We start from the raw sequence: 23,578 nt of genomic DNA on the forward strand, positions 1-23,578 counted from the left end.
TCGCCGGCTGCGCGCGCGTGCAATCCGCTCGCCATGCCGACACGCTTTACCGAGGACGGGTGATCGAGGCTCTCTGTCGTCGTGCACTGTCGCACCGATGAGCCGACCCATGCCGCCGGCTCGCGGGACGTAATGTAGGCATTTTTTCAATTCTCGACAGGAGACCTTCGATGAGTGATCCGTTTCTCGGTGAAATCCGCATGGTGGGCTTTACCTATGCGCCTGCAGGCTGGGCGTTCTGCCAGGGCCAAACGGTCGCGATTTCGCAGAACAACGCGTTGTTTGCGCTGCTCGGTGTGACCTACGGCGGCAACGGCGTGCAGACGTTCCAATTGCCGGATATGCGCGGCCGCTCCCCGGTGGGCCAAGGCCAGGGCTTGGGGCTGACGAACATCCTCATCGGCGAGGTCGCCGGGACGGAGAACGTCACGCTGACGATGCAGAACTTGCCGGCGCATACGCATACGGCGTCGGTAACGGGCGGCGGCGCCGTGACGGGGTCGATCGCGATTCCCGCCACGACGAGCACCACGGCGCAAAGCGAGGGTGCGGTGCCGGGGACCAGCACCGTGCTGGGGCCGATCAGCGTTAGCGGTCACCAGGGCGAGCTGTACAGCACGGCGGCGTCGAACACGACGCTTGCGCCTTTCAACGTGAATCTGCAAGGTACGGCGCCGACGATTCAAAACAGCGTGACCGGCTCCAGCTTGCCGTTCTCGCTGCGTAATCCGTATCTAGGCATCAACTTCATCATCGCGCTGACGGGCGTTTTTCCGTCGCGCGGGTAATGCCTGCGTAATGCATTACGTCATGCTTACGTAATGCCTGCGTGCCGCGCGAGCGGCACGCCTTTAGGGACACAAGCGATGAAATTCGCCGCCAGCCTCTCGAAGCTTCTCGCCGCGTTGCGCGCCTCCGACACGAACGCGCGCACTGAAGGCGCCGCCGTGCCCGCGCCGCTGATCGTCGCGCTCGAGCCGCGCATCGTCTACGACGCATCGGCCGCGTCCATTGGTGCCGCCGCCGCCGCGGCTCAGCATCATCCGATGCACGCCGAGACGCATGCGCAGACGCACGCCGCGACCACGCCCGCCGCGGCGCAAAACGTCTCGGCGACGAGCGTCGCGACGTCGGCGGGGACAGCGGCCGCAGCCGCTGCGGGGACCTCCGGTTCGGCCGCCTCGATGCGCGCGGTGTACGGCTTTACGACGGCGGGCCATACGCAGGGCACGAACGGGGACGGCACGCAGGGCATCGTTGCCACGCCGCGGCACGGCTACACGGTTGCGTCGTCGAACGACGGGTCGGTTTCCGCGGCCACGATGCGCACGGTGCATGGCTTCACCGATGCGGTGACTGCGTCGACGGACACGCAGGTCGTCTTCATCGATTCGAACGTCACCGATTACCAAACGCTGATCGCGGGGCTGCCTGCGGGGACGCAATACGTCGTGCTCAGTTCGTCGACGGACGGGCTCGCGCAGATCGCACAGTATCTCGAGCAGCATCCGGGCGTGAGCTCGATCCATCTCGTATCGCACGGGGCGGACGGCGAAATCCAGGTCGGCAGCACGTGGCTCAACGAAGGCGACTTGTCGGCGTACAGCGCCGAGCTCGCGCAGATCGGCGCGGCGATGAAGCCCGGCGGCGATTTTCTGATTTACGGCTGCGATGTGGCCCAAGAGGCCGATGGCCAATTGCTCGTGCAGCAGATCGCATCGATCACGCATTTGAACGTCGCGGCCTCGACGACCGCGGTCGGCGCTGCCTCGCTCGGCGGCAGTTGGTCGCTCGACTACGACGTCGGCGACGTCACCACGTCCGTCATCTTTTCGCAGGCGAGTGAGGCGAAGTACGCCGACTTGCTCGGGCAGACCGTCGAGACGTACGACGCGTACGCGAACGGCGGCAACGGCGAGACGATCGCCAGCTATGTGACTTCCTTCACGCTGGACGGCCTCACCTATACGACCGACGGCGCAGTGCTGACCGGTGTCTTTACCAGCAACCAAGGCGCGCCGCTCAGCACATCCTCATCCGACGGCGTGCTGATGATCAATCAGCCCGGCGACACCCCGATGACGGAAGTGACGATCACGCTCGCGAACGGCGATCCGATGGCCGTGACGAGCTTCGATTTCGACGAGGGCCTGAGCAACGGCACGATCGAGCTTTTGCCGAATGGCAGCGCGACGGGAGAGATCACGCTCAGTGGCTCGCAGTTGAGTGGGCACATCGATTTGTCGTCGTACAGCCAGTTCAAGGACGTCAGCTCGATCGAGATTCTCGACGTGGGCGACACAGGTTATTTCACGCCGTCACTGAACAACTTCACCTATGTCGATCTGTCGTCTCCGCCCGCCTTGACGGCCTCTGGCGGCAGTTCGGCGTTCACGGCGGCCGACAACGCAACGTCGACACCGGTTACCGTCGATTCGGGCATTACGCTGACCGATGGCGATTCGTCGACGGCCACGAGTGCTACCGTTTCGGTCACGGGCAACTTCCATAGCGGCGAGGATCAGCTCGCGTTCACGAACACGAACGCGACGACCTACGGCAACATCTCGAGTTCGTACAACTCGATCACGGGCGTGTTGACGCTGACGTCGTCGGCGGGCAGCGCAACGACTGCGCAATGGCAAGCCGCGTTGGAGGCTGTCACGTATACCGACACCGCGGTCACGCCGAATACGGCGACGCGCACGATCAGTTTCGAGATCACGAGCGATGGCTACACGGCCGGCAACACCGTGACGAAGACGGTGACCGTTGCCGATACCGATCAAACGCCGGTCGTCACGACGACGGGTGGCACGACGACGTATGACCTCGGCACGTCCGCCACGTCGATCGACGGCAGTATCTCCGTCACCGATCGCGACAACACGACGCAATCGTCGGGCACGGTTTCGATCAGCAACGACTTTCAGAGCGGCGACACGCTCGCGTTCACGAACACGAGCGCGACGACCTACGGCAACATTTCCGTTCAGTCGTACGACGCGGCGACGGGCGTGTTGACGTTGACGTCCTCGGATGCGACGGCAACTGACGCGCAATGGTCGGCTGCCTTGTCGGCAGTGAAGTTCTCGACCACGAGCACGACGACCGGCGATCGTACGATCTCGTTCGCGACGAGCGACGGCACGAAAACCAGCACGGCCGCCACCGATTTCGTCAACGTCGTGAACCCCATCAACGTGACGGCCGATTCGGGCTCGGCGGCGTTCGTGGCCGGCGACAACGCGACGTCGACGCCTGTCGCCGTCGATTCGGGGCTGACCGTGAGCGATACGGCCACGAACAACCTCACCTCGGCGACGGTTGCGATCACGGGCAACTTCGCGAGCGGCGAGGATAGGCTCGCGTTCACGAACACGAACGCGACGACCTACGGCAATATCGCCGCCTCGTACAGCGCGGGGACGGGTGTGCTGACGCTCACGTCGTCGAGCTCCTCGGCCACGGTGGCGCAGTGGCAGGCGGCATTGGACGCGGTGACCTATACCGATACGGCGATCACGCCGAACAACACGACGCGTACGATCAGCTTCTCGGCGACCGACAGCTTGGGCAACACGAGCGCCACGGCTACGCGCACGGTCACGGTGACCGACACCGATCAAACGCCGGTGGTGACGACGACGGGCGGCACGACGTTGAGCTACGTGGGCGGTACGTCGGCCGCCACGATCGACGGCAGCGTTTCCGTCAGCGACCGAGACAACACGACGCAATCGTCGGGCACCGTCTCGATCACCTCGGGCTTTAGCAGCGGCGATACGCTTTCGTTCACGAATACGAGTTCGGTGCAGTTCGGCAACATCGCCGTGCAGTCGTACGACGCGTCGACGGGGGTGCTGACGCTGACTTCGTCCAGCAACTCGGCGACCGACGCGCAGTGGGCCAGTGCCTTGAGCGCGGTGACGTTCTCGAGCACGAGCACGACGTACGGCAATCGCACGGTTTCGTTCGTGACGAACGACGGCACGGAAAACAGCGCCGCGGTGACCGACACAATCAATATCACGGCTCCGCCGACGATCACGGCCGACTCGGGCTCGGCTTCGTTCGTTGCGGGCGACAACGCGACATCGGCGCCGGTGGCAGTCGATTCGGGCTTGACGGTGACGGACGGCAGCGCATCGACGTTGGCATCGGCGACGGTCTCGATCACGGGCAACTTCCACAGCGGCGAGGATCAGCTCGCGTTCACGAACACGAACGCGACGACCTACGGCAATATCGCCGCCTCGTACAGCGCGGGGACGGGCGTGCTCACGCTCACGTCGTCGAGCAATAGCGCCACGCTCGCGCAGTGGCAGGCGGCATTGGACGCGGTGACCTACACCGATACGGCGATCACGCCGAACAACGCGACGCGTACGATCAGCTTCTCGGCGACCGACACAGGCGCCACGACAAGCAATACGGCTACGCGCACCGTTACGGTGACCGACACGGACCAAACGCCGATCGTGACGACGACGGGTGGCACGACGTTGAGTTACGTGGGCGGTACGTCGGCCGCCACGATCGACGGCAGCGTTTCCGTCAGCGACCGAGACAACACGACGCAATCGTCGGGTACCGTTTCGATCACCTCGGGCTTTAGCAGCGGCGATACGCTTTCGTTCACGAATACGAGTTCGGTGCAGTTCGGCAACATCGCCGTGCAGTCGTATGACGCGTCGACGGGGGTGCTGACGCTGACTTCGTCCAGCAACTCGGCGACCGACGCGCAGTGGGCCAGTGCCTTGAGCGCGGTGACGTTCTCGAGCACGAGCACGACGTACGGCAACCGCACGGTTTCGTTCGTGACGAACGACGGCACGGAAAACAGCGCCGCGGTGACCGACACGGTGGACGTGCTGGGGCCGCCGACGATCACGACCGACTCGGGCTCGGCTTCGTTCGTTGCGGGCGACAACGCGACATCGGCGCCGGTGGCAGTCGATTCGGGCTTGACGGTGACGGACGGCAGCGCATCGACGTTGGCATCGGCGACGGTCTCGATCACGGGCAACTTCCACAGCGGCGAGGATCAGCTCGCGTTCACGAACACGAACGCGACGACCTACGGCAATATCGCCGCCTCGTACAGCGCGGGGACGGGCGTGCTCACGCTCACGTCGTCGAGCAATAGCGCCACGCTCGCGCAGTGGCAGGCGGCATTGGACGCGGTGACCTACACCGATACGGCGATCACGCCGAACAACACGACGCGTACGATCAGCTTCTCGGCGACCGACACAGGCGCCACGACAAGCAATACGGCTACGCGCACCGTTACGGTGACCGATACGGACCAAACGCCGATCGTGACGACGACGGGTGGCACGACGTTGAGTTACGTGGGCGGTACGTCGGCTGCCACGATCGACGGCAGCGTTTCCGTCAGCGACCGAGACAACACGACGCAATCGTCGGGTACCGTCTCGATCACCTCGGGCTTTAGCAGCGGCGATACGCTTTCGTTCACGAATACGAGTTCGGTGCAGTTCGGCAACATCGCCGTGCAGTCGTATGACGCGTCGACGGGGGTGCTGACGCTGACTTCGTCCAGCAACTCGGCGACCGACGCGCAGTGGGCCAGTGCCTTGAGCGCGGTGACGTTCTCGAGCACGAGCACGACGTACGGCAATCGCACGGTTTCGTTCGTGACGAACGACGGCACGGAAAACAGCGCCGCGGCGACCGACACAATCAATATCACGGCTCCGCCGACGATCACGACCGACTCGGGCTCGGCTTCGTTCGTTGCGGGCGACAACGCGACATCGGCGCCGGTGGCAGTCGATTCGGGCTTGACGGTGACGGACGGCAGCGCATCGACGTTGGCATCGGCGACGGTCTCGATCACGGGCAACTTCCACAGCGGCGAGGATCAGCTTGCGTTCACGAACACGAACGCGACGACCTACGGCAATATCTCTGCGTCGTACAGCTCAGGGACGGGCGTACTCGCGCTGAGTTCGTCGGGCAACAGTGCCACGCTCGCGCAGTGGCAGGCGGCATTGGACGCGGTGACCTACACCGATACGGCGATCACGCCGAACAACGCGACGCGCACGGTCAGCTTCTCGGTGACCGACATAGGCAGCACGACAAGCAACACGGCCACGCGCACGGTGACGGTGACCGACACCGATCAAACGCCGGTGGTAACGACGACGAGCGGCACGACGTTGAGCTACGTGGGTGGGACGTCGGCTGCCACGATCGACGGCAGTGTCACGGTCACCGATCGCGACAACACGACGCAATCGTCGGGCACCGTCTCGATCACCACGGGCTTCAACAGCGGCGACACGCTTTCGTTCACGAACACGAGTTCGACGCAGTTCGGCAATATTCAGGGTTCCTACGACGCAAGCACGGGCGTGCTGACGCTGACGTCCGAGGGCGCGACTTCCTCCGATGCTCAGTGGGCCGACGCGTTCTCCGCCGTGACGTTCTCGACGAGTGCGAGCGCCACGCCGGGCAATCGCACGATTTCGTTCTTGACGAACGACGGCGAGAAAAACAGCGCCGTGGCGACCGACACGGTGGACGTGCTCGGGCCGCCGACGATCACGACCGATTCGGGCTCGGCCTCATTCGTCGCGGGCGACAATTCGATCTCGACGCCGGTGACGGTCGATTTGGACGTGAGCGTGACGGACGGCAGCGCGTCGACGTTGGCGTCGGCCACGGTCGCGATCACGGGCAACTTCCACAGCGGCGAGGACGTGCTCGCGTTCACGAACACCAGTTCGGCGACGTACGGCAACATCGCCGTCGATTCGTACAACGCGTCGACGGGGGTGCTCAGGCTGACATCCTCCGGTGTCTCGGCGACGATCTCGCAATGGCAGGCGGCGCTTGAAGCGGTGACCTACACCGATACGGCCGTGACGCCGAACGACGCGACGCGTACGATCAGCTTCTCGGTAATAGACACAGGCGCCACGACGAGCAACACAGCCACGCGCACCGTCACCGTGACCGACACCGACCAAACGCCGATCGTGACGACGACGGGCGGCACGACGAACTACGTCAACGGCGCGACGGCGACGATCGTCAATCCGAACGTGACCGTGACCGACCTCGACAACTCGGCGCAATCGTCGGGCACGGTGTCGATCACGAGCGATTTCCACAGCGGCGACGTGCTCGCATTCACGAACAACGGCTCGACGATGGGCAACATTTCGGCATCGTACGACTCGACGACGGGCGTGCTCACGCTGACCTCGTCCGACAGCTCGGCGACCGACGCGCAGTGGGCGAGTGCATTGAGCGCGGTGACGTTCTCGAGCAGCGGCGGGAACTTCGGTGATCGCACCATTTCGTTCACGACGAATGACGGCACGGAAAACAGCGCCGCGGCCACCGCGACCGTCTCCGTGCTCGATGCGCCGCATGTGACGACCGATTCGGGCTCCGCTTCGTTCGTCGCCGGCGACAATACGACCTCGACGCCGATCGTCGTATCGCCGGGTTTGACGCTGACCGATGCGAGCGTGACAGCGCACACCACGGCGCTGTCGTCGGCGACGGTCACGGTCACGGGCGGCTTCCATGCCGGGCAAGACGTGCTCGCGTTCACGAACGACGGCTCGACGATGGGCAACATCCAGGCCAGCTACGACGCGAGCACGGGCGTACTCACGCTGACCTCGGCGAGCAACAGTGCTTCGATGTCGGATTGGCAAGCGGCGCTCGCGTCGATCACCTACACGGATACCGCGGTCGTGCCCAACAACACGACGCGCACGATCAGCTTCATGGTGTCGGACAGCGACGGCACGGCGAGCCTCGCGCAAACGCGCAGCGTGACGGTGACCGACACCGATCAGACGCCGACGCTCACAGTGGGCGGCAGCGCGACGTTCACGTCGCAACTGGTCGGCTCGGCACCGGTGGTCGTGGCGCCGGACGTCGCGGTTGGCGATCGCGACCCCAACGCGGTGCTGACTTCGGCGCAAGTGACGATCAGCAGTGGTTTCGATGCGCTGCACGATACGCTCGCATTTGCCGGCGGCGCGGGGAGCGGATTCACCGGCACCTACGACGCCAGTACCGGTGTGCTGACGTTGACATGGACGGGCACCGGCTCGGCTTCGCTCTCGAAGTGGCAAGCCGCGCTGGAATCGGTCACGTATTCGAATTCGGCGCAAGGCGCGAGCGGCACCCGTACCGTGACGTTCACGATTACCGACGGCGTGAAGACGAGCGCCGTCGCATCGAATACGGTTACGATTCTCAAGGGGCCCTCGGGCGGGCCGCCGACCGCGTCGTTGCCGCTGCCGCCGCCACCCACGATCGATGTGCCTGATTTTCCGCAGCCGTCGTCCTTTTATCCGACGGGTTCCGACAACACCGCGCCGCCCGACGTGCTCACCGAACTCGGGAACACGCTGCCGATCGGCTTGGTGCCCATCGTTTCGACGATGACGTTCTCGGACCCGGACGTGTCGTCCAGCGGCTTCTCGCTCGACCGCGCGACGGTGTCGCGCTTCGATGCCACCGCGTTGGATGCGACGCTCGCCGTGACGCCGTCGTCCGACATGCCCAGCTCGCTGTCCGACATTGACGTTTCCGTGCCGGAACACGATCCGTTCTCCATCGAAGTGGCGACGCTCCTGCCGCCGTCGGCGGCCATGCAAGGCGGGGACCTCACCGTTCGTCTCGCCGATGGCCGCTCGCTGCCCGGTTGGCTGCATTACGATGCGGCGAACGGGGTACTGCGCGGCAAGGTGCCGCCCGGCGTGGAAGACGTGCACATCGTCGTCGAGGTACGCGATGCATCCGGCCACGTCGCGCGTCGCGAAGTCGTGCTTGCACCGCATACTCACCGCACGGCGCATGAGGTCACGCATCCGCATCATCAGCATTCGCAGTTGCACCCGAAAGCGAACGGCCATGCGGCCCGCGATCTCACGCAGCCGCTCGCCGCGCGCGCGGGGCGCCCCGTCGTAGGCAAGCCGTCGCTCGATCAGCAATTCGCGCAGGCGCGCGCGGCGCTGCACGTGTCGCGTCCCGTCAGCGTTGCCGCCCGTCGCACATGAACTTCCGTTATCTTCCAAGACCAATGAGCCCACAAACGACCACTGCCGAAGTCGCATCCTTCTCTGCCGTTGCGTCTGATTCGACGCCGGCGGCCCGCTCGACGCGCGCGCTGCGTCCGTCGCTGATCGCCGTCGCCATTGCGGCGTTGTGGCTATCGGGTTGCGCCATCCACCCGACGCCGTTGACCGATGCCGAACTCGCGCAAAGCGCACATGCCGATCGCACGGACATGTTCGCGGGCCAGCCGCCGCTCACTGGCCCTGTGACGCTCGACGACGCGATGGCGCGCGCGATTCGCTACAACCTCGACCATCGGTTGAAGATGATGGAAGAGGCGCTTGCGCAGAAGCAACTCGATCTCGCGAACTTCGACATGCTGCCGAAGCTGACCGCGCAGGCCGGCTACACGAATCGCAGCAATCCGCTCGCGTCGTCGTCCGAGGGGCTCCTGACGAATACCCAGGTCGTGCCGCCCGCGTTCTCGACCGATGAAAACGATCGCACGGCCGATCTGACGTTCTCCTGGAACGTGCTCGACTTCGGCGTCAGCTACTTCGAGGCGAAGGAGCAGGCCGACCGCGTGCTCGTGGTCGAACAGCGCCGGCGCAAAGTGGTGCAGTTGATGATGCAGCAAGTGCGCGAGGCCTATTGGGAAGCCGCCGGGGCACAGCGGCTCGAGGGCCAAATCGGCCCGCTGCTCACACAAGCCAAGCAAGCGCTCGAGGAATCGCGGCAATCGCAACTCGAAGGCCTGCGCTCGCCGCTCGACACGCTCGGCTATCAACACGCGCTGCTCGACATCATGCGGCAGCTCGAAGCCGTGCGCGACCAACTCGAAGAAGCCAAGCCGCGGCTTGCGTCGTTGATGAACATCGCACCCGGTACCGACTTCACGCTTGCGCCGCCCCAGGGTTTCGCCGTGCCGACGTTCGGCATGCCGATGAACCAGATGGAGGAAACGGCGCTCGAGCGCCGGCCCGAGCTCGTCGAGGCCGACTACAACGAACGCATCAGCGTGAACGAGGCGCACAAGGCAATCGCCAAGCTGCTGCCCGGTATCGAGTTCCAATTGGGCGGGCACTACGACAGCAACAGCTTCCTTTACTATCACTTCTGGCGCGCGGCCGGCGTCAACGTGAGCTGGAACCTGCTCAACCTGCTGAACGAGAAGAACATTCGCGGCCAAGCCGATGCCCAGCGCGAGGTGGCACACGCGCAGCGGCTCGCGCTGTCGATGGCCGTGCTGACGCAAGTGCACGTGGCAAGCGCCGACCTTGCCGCCAAGCAGCGTCAGTTCGATCTGTTCAAGCAACTCAACGACGTCGACGCGCAGATTCTGCAGCACACGCACAACGCAACGATCGCCAATGCGCAAGGCAAGCTCGAAGAGATTCGCGCGGCGACTTCGGCGATGATGTCGGAGCTGCGTCTCTATCAGAGCTACGGCGAACTCGAGAGCGCATACGGGCAACTGCTCGCGACGCTCGGGCTCGACCCGCTGCCGACGAACGTCAGCAACAGTGATTTGAAGTCGATCGAGCAATCGATCGACAAGGAGCAAGCGCGCTGGGCCTCGTTCGGCGGCGCGGATGGAGCCAAGACGCAATGAATCGATGGTGCAAGGCAGGGCTGCGCAGTGCGGCCCTGATGATGGTGGTACAGAGTGCATGGGCCGCGGGCCCGCAAGCGGCGCCGGCGCATATGCCGCCCCCGGTGGCAGCGCTGCCCGCAGCGCCGGCCGCACCGGTTGCAGGACATGCCGACGACGACGGGCGGATTCGCATTCAACTCGTTGCGCGCGATCAAGTCGATCTGTCGAGCGAAATCAGCGCGAAGATCGCGTCGATGCCGTTTCGCGACGGCGACGCATTCCACGCGGGGCAGACACTGATCTCGCTCGATTGCTCGCTCTACGCGGCGCAATTGCACAAGGCGCAAGCCGAAGCTGATGCGGCCGTGCAACTGAAGCATGTCAACGACCGGCTCTCGCAACTGCATTCGATTGGCGAGATCGACGTGGAAGAAGCCGACGCCAAGGCGAAAGAGGGTGCGGCCGAGGTGGCCTATATGCAGGCCACCGTGCACAAGTGCAGCATCGCCGCGCCGTTCGACGGGCGGGTGGTCAAGCGCAGCGCGGCGGCGCAGCAGTTCGCCGAGCCCGGCAAGACCCTGCTCACGATTGTCGATACGAGTCATCTCGAACTCAAGATGATCGTGCCGTCGAAATGGCTCGCCTGGCTCAAGCCTGGCCATCCGCTGACGGTGAACGTCGATGAGGTCGGTAAGACGTATCCGGCGACGGTGGCGCGCATCGGCGCACGCGTGGATCCCGTGACGCAGACCGTCGACGTGACGGCCGCGCTCGCGGGTCATACCCCCGAACTCCTGCCCGGCATGAGCGGGTGGGCGAGCTTCGGCGCCGGCCACTAGCCGCCATGAACGCCCCGCTGCGTATCGAGGCGAGTGCGCTCGCCGTGCTCTGGCAATTGTCGGCGCGCGCGCGCGAAGCGCCGAGCGAGGAAACGCTCGGCTTCGTCATCGTCAACGAATCGCTCTCGCTCGTGCCGTACCGCCAAGCGGCATGGTGGCGCGCGCCCGCGCCTGTGCCGGGGGCGGTTGCCGCCGTCTCGGGGCTGCCGCAGAGCGATCCGGGCGCACCCTACGTGCAGTGGCTCGGCGAGGTGTGCCGCGTGCTCGAACGGCGTTCGGCGCACCCGGAGCATGCGGCGCATCCGGCAGCCGCGCCGTCGCAGCAAGCGCAAGCACGAGTGCACGATGGTTCCGACGCAGGAGCGGCGACAGTGGCCGCCGCCGAGGCGCAGCCGGTCGACCCCGCGGAGCGCGCACGGCCGCGCGCGTTGACCGCCGACGACCTGCCCGATGCGCTCGCCGCCGATTGGGATGCCTGGTGGCCCACGCATGCGCTCTGGTTGCCGCTCGTCGATCGCACGGGCCGCTCGCTCGGCGGCGTGGTCTTTGCGCGCGAGCAGCCGTGGTCGCCCATTGACGAAGCGCTGCTCGCGGAACTCGCGCGTGTCTGGTCGCACGCGCTTGCGGCGTTTTCGCCGCGCACGTCGTGGATCGAGCGCGCCAAGCTCACGCTGCGCGCCGGCAAGCATCGGCGCCGTGCGCTCGCGGCGATCGCCTGCGCGCTCATCCTGCCCGTGCCGCTGACCGTGCTCGCGCCGGCCGAGGTGACGGCCAAGGACCCGTTCGTCGTGCGCGCGCCGCTCGACGGCGTCATCGACCACCTGTTCGCGCAGCCGAACCAGCGCGTGGCGGCCGGCGCGCCGCTGTTCGCGCTCGATTCGACGACGCTCGCCTCGCGCTACGCGCTCGCGAACAAGGACTACGCGACGGCGCAGGAGGAATATCGGCAAACCGCGCAGCTCGCGGTGACCGACGACAAAGATCGGCTCGACATGGCGCTGCGCAAGGGCAAGCTCGACGAGAGCGCGGTCGAGCTCGACTACACGGCGCGCGAGCTTGCGCGCGTGCGCGTGAATGCGCCGCGCGCAGGCGTGGCCGTCTTCTCCGATCCGAACGATTGGAACGGCAAAGCGGTGTCCGTCGGCGAAAAAGTCATGCTGCTCGCCGATCCGGCCAGCGTCGAGCTGACGGCCTATGTGCCGGTGGCCGACAACGTCGACGTCGTGCCGGGCGCGACGCTCACGCTATACCCGAAGAGCTCGCCGCTGGCCTCCTACGATGCGCGCATCGACACGGTCGCCTACCGCGCGGAGCCGACGCCGGACGGCGTGGTCGCCTACCGCGTGAAGGCGACGTTCACAGGCGCCGTCAAGCCGCCGCTCGGCGTGATGGGTACCGCGCGCATTCATGGCCGCTGGGTGCCGCTCGCCTACTACCTGCTGCGCCGACCGCTTGCAACGGTGCGGCAGTGGCTCGGCTGGTAGGCCATGCGCGGCCTGCGCTTTCATGTGACCTAGCCATTCGATGTCCCGCCTACCGCCCCTTCGCCAAGAACTGAGCTTGACGCCCGGCGCCGCCACGCCGGACGGCGCACCGACGTGGATGCTCCACGATCCGGCGGGGAACCGCTTCTTTCAGATCGGCTGGCCAGCGTTCGAGATGCTCTCGCGCTGGCCGCTCGACGACGCCGAGGCGATCGTCGCGTCGGTGAACGCCGACACCGCACTGACGCTGACGATGGACGATTTCGAGTCGCTCGTGCGGATGCTGCGTCATCAGCATTTGCTCGTGGCCTCGAGCCCGGCCGATACCGGGCGGCTCCACAGCGCGGCCACGGCGAGCAAGCTCTCGCACGCGATGTGGCTGCTCAAGCACTACCTGATGATCCGCGTGCCGCTGTGGCGGCCGATGCCGTTCCTGCGGCGCTTCGCGCGCTACGCCGAGATCGCCTATCGGCCCGGGTTCTGGGCCGTGGTCGCGCTTGTGGCGCTGACCGGGCTCGTGCTCGTATCGCGCCGCTGGGACGAGTTCGTTCATACGTTCCACGGCTATGCCGATCTGCGCGGGCTCCTTGCGCTCGGCCTCGCGCTCGGTTTTGCGAAGGTGCTGCATGAGTTCGGGCATGCGTTCACGGCGCACCGCTATGGGTGCCGTGTGCCGACAATGGGCGTGGCGCTGCTCGTGATGGTGCCGGTGCTCTACACCGATACGACAGAAGCGTGGAAGGTGCCGGGGCGGGCCGAACGATTGCGCATCGGTGCGGCCGGCATGCTGACGGAGCTTGCGTTGGCCGCCTTCGCCACGCTGGCCTGGAGCCTTCTGCCCGATGGGCCGATGCGCGCGGGCGCGTTCCTGCTCGCGACGACGACGTGGATCGGCACGCTGACGATCAACGCCAGCCCGTTCATGCGCTTCGACGGCTACTTCTTGCTGTCCGATTGGCTCGACATGCCGAACCTGCACGACCGCGCGTTCGCGTTCGGCCGCTGGTGGATAAGAGAGCGGCTGTTCGGCCTCCGCGATCCGCAGCCCGAGCCGTGTGCGCCGCGGCGCCGCCGTTTCTTGATCGCGTTTTCGTTCGTGACTTGGCTTTATCGGCTCGCGGTGTTTTTCTCGATCGCGCTCGTTGTCTATCACACGTTTTTCAGGGCGCTGGGCGTGGCGCTGTTCTGCGTCGAGTTCGGTTGGTTTATCGCGCGGCCCGTCGTGCGTGAGATAACCGCTTGCTGGCATCGTCGCGCCGCGCTGCGGTGGTGCCGCGCGACACGGCGCACGTCGATCGCGGCGGCCGTGCTGTTCGCTTTCGTCGTGTTGCCGTGGCATGGCGGCGTCGGCGCGCCGGCCGTGCTGGGGCCGCAGCGTGCGCAAGGCCTCTACGTCCCCGAAGCCGCCTACGTGACCGACGCGGCGCCGATCGCACGCGACGGCCAGCGCGTACACGCGGGCGATGTATTGGCCGTGCTGGCGTCGCCCGATCTCACGCACAAGCTGCAAGCGGCGCAAGCCGACGAAGCGCTGCTGCGCTGGCAGGTCGAGCAGCAATCGTTCGACGAGCGGTTGCTCGAACAGGGCGTGGCGCTGCAGCGCCACTGGGATGCGGCGAAGCAAACGGTCGCGGGGCTCACGGCGCAAGTCGCGCAATTGACGTTGCGCGCGCCGTTCGACGGTCTCGTGCAGACCGACGAAGCGCTGGCCCCCGGCACGTGGCTGCCGCGCGGCGAGCACTTGTTCGATGTCGTTGGGCCGACGGGCGTGAAGGGGGAGGCGTTCGTTGGCGAGAACGATGCGGCGCGCGTTGCGCCTGGGGACCGCGTGACGTTCGTCTCCAAGCTGCCCGAACTCGGCGCGCTTTCGTGCGTCGTGACGGCTGTTGATCGCGTCAACTCCGCCACGCTCGACGTCCCCTCGCTCGCGAGCGTATACGGCGGCCCGCTGCCGGTTCAGCTTCAGCCCGGCACGCGCCAGCTCGTGCCGCTGGCAGCGATCTATCGTGTGCGGATCGGCGAGTGTCCGGCGCAGGAGGCGTGGCCGCGCGAGCTCGTTGGAGAAGCGACGATCGGCGGTACACGGCAAAGCTTCGCTTGGCGTGGGCTGAAATGGCTCGCGTCGGTGTTCGAGCGTGAGAGCGGGGCGTAAGCGCTAGAACGGGAATTCGGCCAGCCGGTACCGGCCCCAGCCTCACATCAACTCGGCCAATGCTCCGCCACATCGGCCAGCGTCTCCCTCAACCAAACGCTTGCGGGATCGAGCTGACTGCGCGGATGCCACGCCGCGAACATCGTGAAACCGCGCGCATCGAACGGCAGGTCGAATACGTCGAGCGTGTCGCGATGGCGCGTGACGAGCCGTGACGGTAGTGTCGAGACATAGTCGGTCATCGCGAGCAACTCGGGTACGACCGTGAAGTGCTGCACCGACAGCGCAACGCGGCGCGCCCGCCCGAGCGCTTGCAGATGCTCGTCCATGAAGCCGAAGAAGCTGCCGCCGCTCGTCGATACCAGTACGTGATCGAGCGCGCAATAGGCATCGAGGTCCAAAGGCGACGCCCCGCGCGGATGCCCCTTGCGCTGCGCGAAGACGAACCGTTCGTCGTAAAGCTTGCGCGCCTTCGCCCATGCCGGGACCATCCGCTCCGAACCGACCAGCAGATCGATTTCGCCACGCTCGAAACGCTCGACGCTCGTCGATTGCTCGACCGCGACGAACGCAAGCTGCACGTTCGGCCCGGCGCGCCCCGCCCAAGACTGCATCAGCCGAAAACCAAGCACCGCCACCGCCTGATCGCTCCCGGCCACCGTGAACCGTCGCTGATCGGCAAATGGGTCGAACGAGGGCTGCCGGCGCACGACCGCTTCGAGTTGCGCGAGCGCGGCCTTGAGCGGGGCCATGAGTTCGGTCCCGCGCGCGCTGCGCGTCATGCCGCGCCCGCTCGGCGCGGGGATCAAGAGCGGATCGCCGAAAATTTGCCGCAGTCGCGCCAATTGAGTGGAGACGGCCGGCTGCGTCAAATGCAGCCGCGTGGCCGCCCGCGTCACGTTCGACTCTTCAAGCAGCGCGTCGAGCGAGACGAGCAGATTGAGATCGATGCCTCTGAGATCAATCATGTTGATGGGTCCAATGCCAATAATTGATTTCAAGAATACGTGCGGCGACCCTAGAGTTCAATCGTCCGATCTCATTCGGTCTCATTCAATCTCTCGAACTCTACGAAGGAAACCATCATGAAAGCCTGGATGCTCGACGAACCCGGTAAGCCTTTGGCGCTGCGCGACGAACCGATGCCGCAACCGCGCCGCGGCGCCGTATTGCTGCGCATGGAGGCGGTGCCGCTGCTCAGCTATACGCGCGCCTATGTCGAAGGCAAGCTGCCGTACGCGTTTCCGCCCGGACCGTTTTCGCCGGGGACGAACGGCATTGGCCGCATCGAAGCGCTCGGCGAAGGCGTGTTCGGCTTTCGCAAAGGGCAGCGTGTGGCAGTGAACCCCTACTGGCTGGCCGACGAAACGGTGAACGAGCCCGAGCAGATCCTGATCGGGTTGACCGGCATCAGCGCCGGCGGCGCGCCGATGCTGGCCGATTTTCCGCATGGCACGTGGCGCGAGTTCGCCGAGTTTCCGGCTTCGACGATCGTCGCGCTCGACGGCCTCGACGCAATGCCGTCATCGCGCCTGGCCGCGCTCGGCAAGCTGTTGGTGCCATTCGGAGGCTTGCGGCGCGGACGGCTCGCGGCCGGCGAGACCGTCGTCGTCAATGGCGCGACGGGTTACTTCGGTTCGGCCGCGGTGCTCGCCGCGCTGGCGCTCGGCGCGCGCCGCGTCGTCGCGCTGGGCCGGCGCGCGCAGGCGCTCGCTGCGCTCGTCGAGTCGGGCCAGGGCAGGGTGTCGCCGGTCGTGCTGACGGGCGATGGCGCGCGCGACGTCGCGGCGATTCGCGAAGCAGCGGGTGGGGGCGTCGATTTGGCATTCGACATGGTGGGCCATGCGACCGATGCGAACGCGACGCTCGCGGCGCTGCGCAGCTTGCGCCGCAACGGCCGGCTCGTGCTGATGGGCAGCATGCAAGTGGAGTTGCCGATTCCCTACGGCGAGATGTTGATCAACAACTGGGAGCTGATCGGCCACTTCATGTATACGCGTGCCGATTATCTGACGCTCGTTGCGCTCGTCGCCTCGGGGCAGTTGTCGCTCGACGCCGTGGACGTAACGACATACGCGTTCGCACGGTTGGAAGCGGCGATCGATCGTGCGGGCAGTGCGCAGGGGCTGCAATGCACGGTCGTATTGAGCGATGGCGAAGGCGCTCAACATTGAGCGAAAGCGGGAGACGTTCGATCTCGATCGGCCGTATCCCCCGCGTTTTACGAAGACGTTCGTGCAACTGCGAGAGCCCGGCCGCGATGACGGCCGGGCATGTTGCGAAGAGGCGGATCGTGGTCGACGCGCTCAAGCAGTCGTCTTCGACGAGCAAACGACCGGAGCGATGCCGCGCGGCAGATTGGACCATCGCAGCAAGATGGGGAATGCGATGCAGCCGATCGCCGCGACAACGGTGACGAATGCCGCGAGTGCCGCCACGGTGCCGGGCAACGCCGCGACCACATAGATCGCCAGTGCGCCCGCGCTCAAATGCATCGCACCCATGAGGCCGGAGGCGGCGCCGGCGTTGTTCGGGAAGCTCGTGACGCCGCCCGCGAACGAGAGCGGCAACAGAAAGCCGTTCGCGAGCGTGACCACCGAGATCGCGAGAATCATCGGCAGCGGCGCGGTGCCGCCGAGCCAGCCGGCCGCGAGCAGACACGCCGCGCCGGCTGCAAGAATCGTGAAGCCCACGCCGATCAAGCGATCGATGCCGTACGTCTTCGCGAAATGGCGCGAGGTCAGATTGCCTGCGATGTAGGTGACCGAGAGGCTCATGTAGCAATAACTGATCGTCTTCGTCGAGAGCCCCATGTTGACGAGAATCACGGGCGAGGCGGCCAGGTAGCCGAGATAGGCCGCATAGCCGACGCACAGATTGAGCGCGTAGGACCAGAACCGAGGCGCGGCGAGCAGCATCGGATAGCTGCGGAACGTGCGCGCGACGTTGCTATGGCGACTGGACTTCGGCACCGTCTCGGGGATGTAGACGGCCAGCAATACGATTGCGACGACGCCGAGCGCCGCCGTGAACCAGAACGGCGCGCGCCACGACACATAGCTCGTGATGTAGCCCCCGACGAGCGGCGAGAGCGCAGGGGAGGCACCGACGATCGGCATGATCGTCGTGAACGTGCGTGCGGCCGTCTTGGCGTCGAAGATGTCGCTGACGATCGCGCGGCCGATGACCATGCCGGCGCCCGCACCGAACGCTTGGAAAATGCGAGCGAGCCCGAACGCCGCGACGCTCGGCGCGAGCGAGCAGCCGATCGACGCGATCGCATAGAGCAGCATGCCGCCGATGACGAGGCGCCGCCGGCCGTAGGCATCGGAGAGCGGGCCGTACAGCGCCTGCGCGAGCGCGAGCCCGATCACGTAGATGCTGAACGTATGCTGCAGCGCCGAGATCGGCGTGCCGAATGCTTGCGCGGCGAGCGGCATGCCGGGCAGGTTGATGTCGGAGGCGACCAGTCCGCTCGCGCTGAGCAGCACGAGCGTGACGAGCAGCACGCCCTGCGGAAGGGCAAAACGAGGCTGATTCATAGCGGTTGTTCCTTTATTTTTTGCATGTCCGGATTGGCCCTTCGTCGAGACCGCGGGCCGGATGCATTGACGACACGGCTTAGCGTAATGGCTGGATATAATGCCGTCCAAGACTTAATCAATCCGAGTTGATGCAAGAAAGGACATAACCGTGGAACTTCAGCAACTGCGGTACTTCGTGGCGGTGGCCGAAACCGAGCACGTCGCGCGTGCTGCCGAGCGGCTGCACATTTCGCAGTCGCCGCTTTCGCGACAAATTTGCCAACTCGAGGATCATCTCGGGCTGCAACTGTTCGAGCGCATCAAGCAGCGCGTGCGCCTCACGCCTGCGGGGCGTGAATTTCTGGAGCAAGCGCGTGATCTGCTGAACCGCGCCGAGCGCATCGAAGAGCGGGCACGGCAAGTGGGCAAGGGCGAGGCGTGCGCGCTATCGATCGGCTATTGCGAGGGCATCATCCACAACGGGCGGTTGCCGGCTGCGTTGCGGCGTTTTCGTTCGGCGCATCCGCGCGTGAGCCTGAAGTTGGCCGCGATGCGCTCGGGCGAGCAGATCGACGCCCTCGAGCGTTCGCTGATCGACATCGCGTTCGTCTACAACTTGCCGACGCCGAGTGAATCGTTGACGAGCCGCTTGTTGACGAGCGAGTCGTTCGTGCTGGCGCTTGCCGACGATCATCCGCTTGCGGCACGGCGCACGATTGCGCCGCGTGATCTCGACGGCATGCCGTGGATCGCGTTGCCCAAGTCGATCAATCCCGCCGCGCGCGAGCGCTTTCTCGCGGCATGCGCGTCATCCGGTTTTACGCCCGATATTCAATACGAAGTCGCGCAAGTCTCGACGACACTCGGGCTCGTCAGCGCGCGGCTAGGTGCGGCGATCATGCAGGCGAGCATGCAACGGATGAGTCCGCCCGGCGTTGTCTTCAAGCGAATCGATTGGTTGCCGCTCGCTGTGGACATTCATTTGTTGTGGCGCACGCATGCGCAAACGGCGGGGGTGCGGCATTTCATGGCGGCGATCGACGAGACATAAGAAGAAGCAGGCAGCATCCCCCCGCTCAGCGCTTGATCAAATTGTGCGAATACGCGAGCGCGACCGCATGACTGCGGCTGGATGCGCTCAATTTCTCGCGAATGTTCGCCACATGGAATTTGACGGTGCGCTCGCTGATCTCCAGGATCGCGGCAATCTCCCAATTGGTTTTGCCTTCCTTCAACCAATCGAGCACCGTGAATTCGCGTTCGGTCAGTTCGGTAAAAGCGGCTGACCGACTCTGCCCCATCGCGACACCGAGCGTCACATCGTGTAGAGCTCGCGAGACTTCGCGGCATGGCTCGTTGGAATTACTCATACGCCCTCCATTTCTTTGCACGCGGGAACGTTGCCGGCTCGGCAAACAGCATATAGCGGCAAGCATCGCGCGCGCCATCGTGGAGTTCGCATGCAGGACATGTGCGATTGACCATGCTCGTCGGCATGTAGAAATCGTCTTGCGCCGCTGGGCCCCAGCGTTCATGCGCATTCGGAAAACCGATACTGCACCAAAGGACAGGTGTACGCGCCATGCCGTTCGCTTAAGCTTGCGGCGCACGCAGCGGCTTCGCCAACAACACAGTCCGCGCCAGCGCTTTACCCATCCAAGGAATCATTCAGCCATGCCAGAACGTATCTCGTTTGGACAACTGCCGGCCAAGCTGCTCGAGGTCGTAATCAACGTCGAGCAGTACGTGAACAGCGTCGGCTTCGACGTGAAGCTCGTCGAGTTGGTCCGCGCGCGCGTCTCGCAGTTGAACGGCTGCGCGTACTGTCTCGATCGCCACATCAAAGAAGGGATTCATGCGGGCGAAGACCCGCTGCGCTACAGCCTGCTGCCGGTATGGCACGAGACGCCGCACTTCTACAGCCCGAAAGAGCAGGCCGCGCTGCGCTGGGCCGAGGCGCTCACGCTGATCAGCGAGAATGAAATCAGCGACGCACTCGTGCGCGCAACGTACGAGCACTTCGAGCGCGACGAACTAGCGAAGCTGACACTGATCGTCGCGCAGATCAACACGTGGAACCGTCTCGCGAAGCCCTTCGCGTGGGAAGCCGGCGTGTTTCAGGCGGGCTGATCGACGAAAGGGCCTTCGTCATTTCGACGCGATCGCTTCGACGTTGCCGGCGCTGCAGATCGGCGCGGTGAAAGCGAACGGGTTCGAGCGCTGCCTGCCGTAGCGCAGATCGTCGACGAACGTGTCGATGCCGTCCTTCGCGCGCACGAGCGGCGCCGTGATACGCGAGATGAGGGCCGTTGTCGGCGTGACGACTTCGACGTTCTGCATCATCCCCGCGTCCTCGTGATCGAGGATATGGCAGTGCATGACGAATTCGCCGGTGAAATCGCGGTAATGCGTGCGCATGACGACCGTATAGCCGGGCTTGATGAAGATCGTGTCGAGAAACACGTCGTGCAGCGTGCAGTATTCCTGATCGCCCGTGGCAATTTCCGCGGCGGTGCAATGGCCGCTCGAATCGTAGATCGAGACACCCTGCGCATTGAGGATATCGACGATCTCGAATGGATTAATGTGGATATGAAACACATGGCCGCCATTGGCGCCGGCCGTCAGATGCCATTCATCCGTCGTGCCCAGCACCGCCGTGTAATCGATCCGCGAAGGATCGTAGGACTCGCCGTTCATCGTGAAGCTAGGCGCACCGTTCGAGAAGCCGACGTCGAGCAGCATCGGCACTTGTTTGTGGATCGGCCCGTCGAGCGGCTTCTCCGGCGCGAACACATGCGTGTCGAGCGTGCGCAGATCCGCGAGCACGTCGGGCGGCAGATCGGCATTTGCGTCGACGAGCCGGTTGCGCACGTATTGCCAATACTTCGAATGCCCGAGTCCGTCCGGCGTGTAGTCGGGGATGTTCGTGCCGGGGCCGACGCGGACGAGGGCAAGCAGGCGCCGGTCTTTCACCTTGCTCGAGCCGGGGCGGTAGCTGATCGTCGAGGCGGCTTCGGCGGCTTCGTCGAGCACGCAGTAGAGGCCGGGTGTCGGAAACGCCATCAGCACGTCGCGGCGATAGCCCGGATCGAGCGTGTTGACGTCTTGCTCGACCATGGCGCTGCGTGTCAGGCCATCGTTGGCGATGTCGATCTGCTTGACGACTTCGCCGCTGCAGATTTGGTCGAGCGTCGTCACGCGTTGCGCACGATTGGGCTGGCCGGCCAAGAGGGCGTTGGCGGCATCGGCCGCGGCGTCGACGTCTTGCGGGCTTGGCTCGGCGCTGGCGGCGCGGCCCAGCGCGGCAAGGTTCACCCGGACGACTTTCAGGTTGATGGTGTCGCGATCGCCGCCGTGGACGAGGCGCCAGCGCTGGATTTGCCCAGCCGGCAAGAAGCCGTGCGCGGACGGAAACATCGGCTGCACCACGCCGTTGATTTGCGTGTAGCGGCCCGAGATCGTCCACGTCGAATTGAACTGCCCCGCGTAGCCTGGGCGCGGGTCGGCAACGAAGCTCAGTTGGTTCGTGTAGTTGCGTAGCTCGCCGACGTCGCCGGTCGGGCAGATCCACGCGTAGGTAGTGGGATCGGCAAGCGGTGCCGCGGCGCTCGCGTTGGCGAAACAGCCGTATTCGATTTGTTGGAACAGAAAGACGTGCTCGGGAAACGGCGTGCCGGCGCGATCGTGAAGGATCGTGTCGATATCGGCCATGCCGCCGTTGGCCCATCGCCGCGCCGCCGTGCGATGACCGCGAACGATCAGCACGCCTTCCATGCCGCTCGTGACGTCGATGGCCGCCGAGCCATGATGATGCGAGTGATACCAGAACGTGCCGGCCGGGTGATTGGCGGGGATCTGATAGACGTAGTTGGCCGAGGTGCCGGGCGGGATGCTCATGAACACGTTGTCGCTATTGCCCGACGGCGAGACGTGCATGCCATGCAGATGCAGATTCACGGTGTTGAAGCAATGCGGCGCGTCGTGGGCGGCATTGGGCGGGCAGGTGGCGGACGATTCGGGCGGCAACGTGTTGTTGACTCGCACCTTGAGCGTTTGTCCCGGATCCACGTTGATCGTGGGCCCTGTCGGGCAGCCGTTGTAGGCCCGCACCTCGACCGGATCGTAGGCGTTCGTCGATGGGTTGTAGAGGCGATAGGACGAATAGCCGGCGTCGAGCGTGATCGGCCGGGAGGCGTCGGCGACGTAGGCGGGGCCGCTGCATGACGCCGGTATGCCCGGCTGCTGGGTGCGTTGCGCGGCGGCCGAAGTCGCGACGCCCGGGGTGCCGCCGAGATCGACGAACGAGCGTACCGAGGCCGGTGCCGCGGAGGCCAGCGTACAAAGCGATAACGTCGCGCAAGCCGCGACCGCGGCAATCAACCGAGTGAACCGCATGAATAGACTCCGCGTTGCGAATGATCGTAGAAACGTGCTGCAAGCGCGGCGAAGGGATTGCGGTTGCCGCCGATTGCTCGGCTGGAAGGCTATCGAGGCAATGATCGAAAGAAAACGCGCGTACCTAAAATGAATGTTTATTGTCCGAAAACCGCGTTTTTTGCGTGGGGCGAAGCGAGGTGGGATAGCGCGAAGAAGGGTTCCCGCCTCGCGGCGGGGGCGGTTCGGTTCAGCGGAAGAAGAGCTTGACGAGCGTGAGTGCCGTACCGACCAGCGTCGCAGCCTGGATCATAGGGAGCCAGTGCGCTTCGCGGTTCAATTTGCTTGTCTCAGCGACCAGCTTTGCCGTCTCGGCGGAGCGTTTCATTGTCTGCGCATGGAGCTTGCAACTGTCAGCGAAGAGTTTGTTGATCTCGGCTTCAACCTTTTGCGTGTCCATGGTGCTTTCCGTCTCTGTCCGTTCACGAAGCTGGGCGGCGCGTGAAGCGATACCTCTTGGGCGTTATCGTAGCCCCGTCGATGCTGGACGC

14 protein-coding genes are annotated in these 23,578 nt (G+C 65.1%); 9 read left to right on the plus strand and 5 right to left on the minus strand.

The genetic code is table 11. From position 1 onward, the window contains the following. The first annotated feature begins 170 nt into the window (after positions 1–170). The 6 genes from J3485_RS03910 to J3485_RS03935 all read left to right on the plus strand — a co-directional run bounded on the left by J3485_RS03910 (position 171) and on the right by J3485_RS03935 (position 15,126). Positions 171–788, plus strand: coding sequence for a phage tail protein (locus J3485_RS03910; RefSeq protein WP_206951257.1), 618 nt, complete (start codon positions 171–173; stop codon positions 786–788). Between the two features lie 78 nt (positions 789–866). Further along, positions 867–9,059, plus strand: coding sequence for a DUF4347 domain-containing protein (locus tag J3485_RS03915; protein ID WP_206951258.1), 8,193 nt, complete (start codon positions 867–869; stop codon positions 9,057–9,059). 23 nt (positions 9,060–9,082) lie between these two features. After that, complete coding sequence (locus tag J3485_RS03920) at positions 9,083–10,669, plus strand: TolC family protein (RefSeq protein ID WP_206951259.1); 1,587 nt, start codon at positions 9,083–9,085, stop codon at positions 10,667–10,669. Then, positions 10,666–11,490 carry an efflux RND transporter periplasmic adaptor subunit gene (locus J3485_RS03925; protein WP_206951260.1) on the plus strand — a complete coding sequence of 275 codons (825 nt, stop codon included), beginning with the start codon at positions 10,666–10,668 and terminating at the stop codon, positions 11,488–11,490. Before J3485_RS03920 ends, J3485_RS03925 begins: the two co-directional genes overlap by 4 nt. A 5-nt stretch (positions 11,491–11,495) precedes the next feature. After that, a complete protein-coding gene (locus J3485_RS03930; RefSeq protein ID WP_206951261.1) occupies positions 11,496–12,974 on the plus strand; it encodes an efflux RND transporter periplasmic adaptor subunit in 1,479 nt (492 codons plus the stop codon). 40 nt (positions 12,975–13,014) lie between these two features. Beyond that, positions 13,015–15,126, plus strand: a complete 2,112-nt coding sequence (locus tag J3485_RS03935) for a site-2 protease family protein (RefSeq protein ID WP_206951262.1) — start codon at positions 13,015–13,017, stop codon at positions 15,124–15,126. A 47-nt stretch (positions 15,127–15,173) separates the two neighbouring features. On the opposite strand, the gene J3485_RS03940 is transcribed toward J3485_RS03935, so the two are convergent. After that, positions 15,174–16,094, minus strand: a complete 921-nt coding sequence (locus J3485_RS03940; RefSeq protein WP_206951263.1) for a LysR family transcriptional regulator — start codon at positions 16,092–16,094, stop codon at positions 15,174–15,176. A 117-nt stretch (positions 16,095–16,211) separates the two neighbouring features. Between J3485_RS03940 and J3485_RS03945 the strand changes: the two genes are divergently transcribed. Further along, positions 16,212–17,300 (plus strand): zinc-binding dehydrogenase, encoded by a 1,089-nt coding sequence (locus tag J3485_RS03945; protein ID WP_206951264.1) that lies wholly within the window; start codon positions 16,212–16,214, stop codon positions 17,298–17,300. Between the two features lie 132 nt (positions 17,301–17,432). On the opposite strand, the gene J3485_RS03950 is transcribed toward J3485_RS03945, so the two are convergent. Then, a complete protein-coding gene (locus tag J3485_RS03950; protein ID WP_206951265.1) occupies positions 17,433–18,668 on the minus strand; it encodes a multidrug effflux MFS transporter in 1,236 nt (411 codons plus the stop codon). 151 nt (positions 18,669–18,819) lie between these two features. Between J3485_RS03950 and J3485_RS03955 the strand changes: the two genes are divergently transcribed. Then, positions 18,820–19,701 (plus strand): LysR substrate-binding domain-containing protein, encoded by an 882-nt coding sequence (locus tag J3485_RS03955; RefSeq protein ID WP_206951266.1) that lies wholly within the window; start codon positions 18,820–18,822, stop codon positions 19,699–19,701. 25 nt (positions 19,702–19,726) lie between these two features. Here J3485_RS03955 and J3485_RS28790 read toward each other — a convergent pair whose 3' ends face one another. After that, entirely contained in the window at positions 19,727–20,020 is a 294-nt protein-coding gene (locus J3485_RS28790) for a response regulator transcription factor (protein WP_242538471.1), read from the minus strand. 304 nt (positions 20,021–20,324) lie between these two features. Between J3485_RS28790 and J3485_RS03965 the strand changes: the two genes are divergently transcribed. Beyond that, a complete protein-coding gene (locus tag J3485_RS03965) occupies positions 20,325–20,780 on the plus strand; it encodes a carboxymuconolactone decarboxylase family protein (RefSeq protein WP_206951267.1) in 456 nt (151 codons plus the stop codon). Positions 20,781–20,798: 18 nt separating this feature from the next. Here the strand turns inward: J3485_RS03965 and J3485_RS03970 are convergent, their stop codons facing one another. Together J3485_RS03970 and J3485_RS03975 are read right to left on the minus strand one after the other, a co-directional pair. Continuing rightward, a complete protein-coding gene (locus tag J3485_RS03970; RefSeq protein ID WP_206951268.1) occupies positions 20,799–23,048 on the minus strand; it encodes a multicopper oxidase family protein in 2,250 nt (749 codons plus the stop codon). A gap of 229 nt (positions 23,049–23,277) precedes the next feature. Continuing rightward, the gene (locus J3485_RS03975) at positions 23,278–23,487 is read right to left on the minus strand and encodes a hypothetical protein (RefSeq protein ID WP_206951269.1); all 210 of its coding nucleotides are present in this window, start codon (positions 23,485–23,487) and stop codon (positions 23,278–23,280) included. Between the last annotated feature and the right edge of the window lie 91 nt (positions 23,488–23,578).

Source organism: Trinickia acidisoli (assembly GCF_017315725.1).
In the GTDB taxonomy this organism is placed as follows: domain Bacteria; phylum Pseudomonadota; class Gammaproteobacteria; order Burkholderiales; family Burkholderiaceae; genus Trinickia; species Trinickia acidisoli.

What these genes read in the sequence shown, in the direction of transcription:
- J3485_RS03975 (WP_206951269.1), bottom strand. Translation starts at nt 23,487, where the DNA reads ATGGACACGCAAAAGGTTGAAGCCGAGATCAACAAACTCTTCGCTGAC.
- J3485_RS03950 (WP_206951265.1), bottom strand. Translation starts at nt 18,668, where the DNA reads ATGAATCAGCCTCGTTTTGCCCTTCCGCAGGGCGTGCTGCTCGTCACG.
- J3485_RS03915 (WP_206951258.1), top strand. Translation starts at nt 867, where the DNA reads ATGAAATTCGCCGCCAGCCTCTCGAAGCTTCTCGCCGCGTTGCGCGCC.
- J3485_RS03970 (WP_206951268.1), bottom strand. Translation starts at nt 23,048, where the DNA reads ATGCGGTTCACTCGGTTGATTGCCGCGGTCGCGGCTTGCGCGACGTTA.
- J3485_RS03910 (WP_206951257.1), top strand. Translation starts at nt 171, where the DNA reads ATGAGTGATCCGTTTCTCGGTGAAATCCGCATGGTGGGCTTTACCTAT.
- J3485_RS03945 (WP_206951264.1), top strand. Translation starts at nt 16,212, where the DNA reads ATGAAAGCCTGGATGCTCGACGAACCCGGTAAGCCTTTGGCGCTGCGC.
- J3485_RS03930 (WP_206951261.1), top strand. Translation starts at nt 11,496, where the DNA reads ATGAACGCCCCGCTGCGTATCGAGGCGAGTGCGCTCGCCGTGCTCTGG.
- J3485_RS28790 (WP_242538471.1), bottom strand. Translation starts at nt 20,020, where the DNA reads ATGAGTAATTCCAACGAGCCATGCCGCGAAGTCTCGCGAGCTCTACAC.
- J3485_RS03920 (WP_206951259.1), top strand. Translation starts at nt 9,083, where the DNA reads ATGAGCCCACAAACGACCACTGCCGAAGTCGCATCCTTCTCTGCCGTT.
- J3485_RS03925 (WP_206951260.1), top strand. Translation starts at nt 10,666, where the DNA reads ATGAATCGATGGTGCAAGGCAGGGCTGCGCAGTGCGGCCCTGATGATG.
- J3485_RS03965 (WP_206951267.1), top strand. Translation starts at nt 20,325, where the DNA reads ATGCCAGAACGTATCTCGTTTGGACAACTGCCGGCCAAGCTGCTCGAG.
- J3485_RS03935 (WP_206951262.1), top strand. Translation starts at nt 13,015, where the DNA reads ATGTCCCGCCTACCGCCCCTTCGCCAAGAACTGAGCTTGACGCCCGGC.
- J3485_RS03940 (WP_206951263.1), bottom strand. Translation starts at nt 16,094, where the DNA reads ATGATTGATCTCAGAGGCATCGATCTCAATCTGCTCGTCTCGCTCGAC.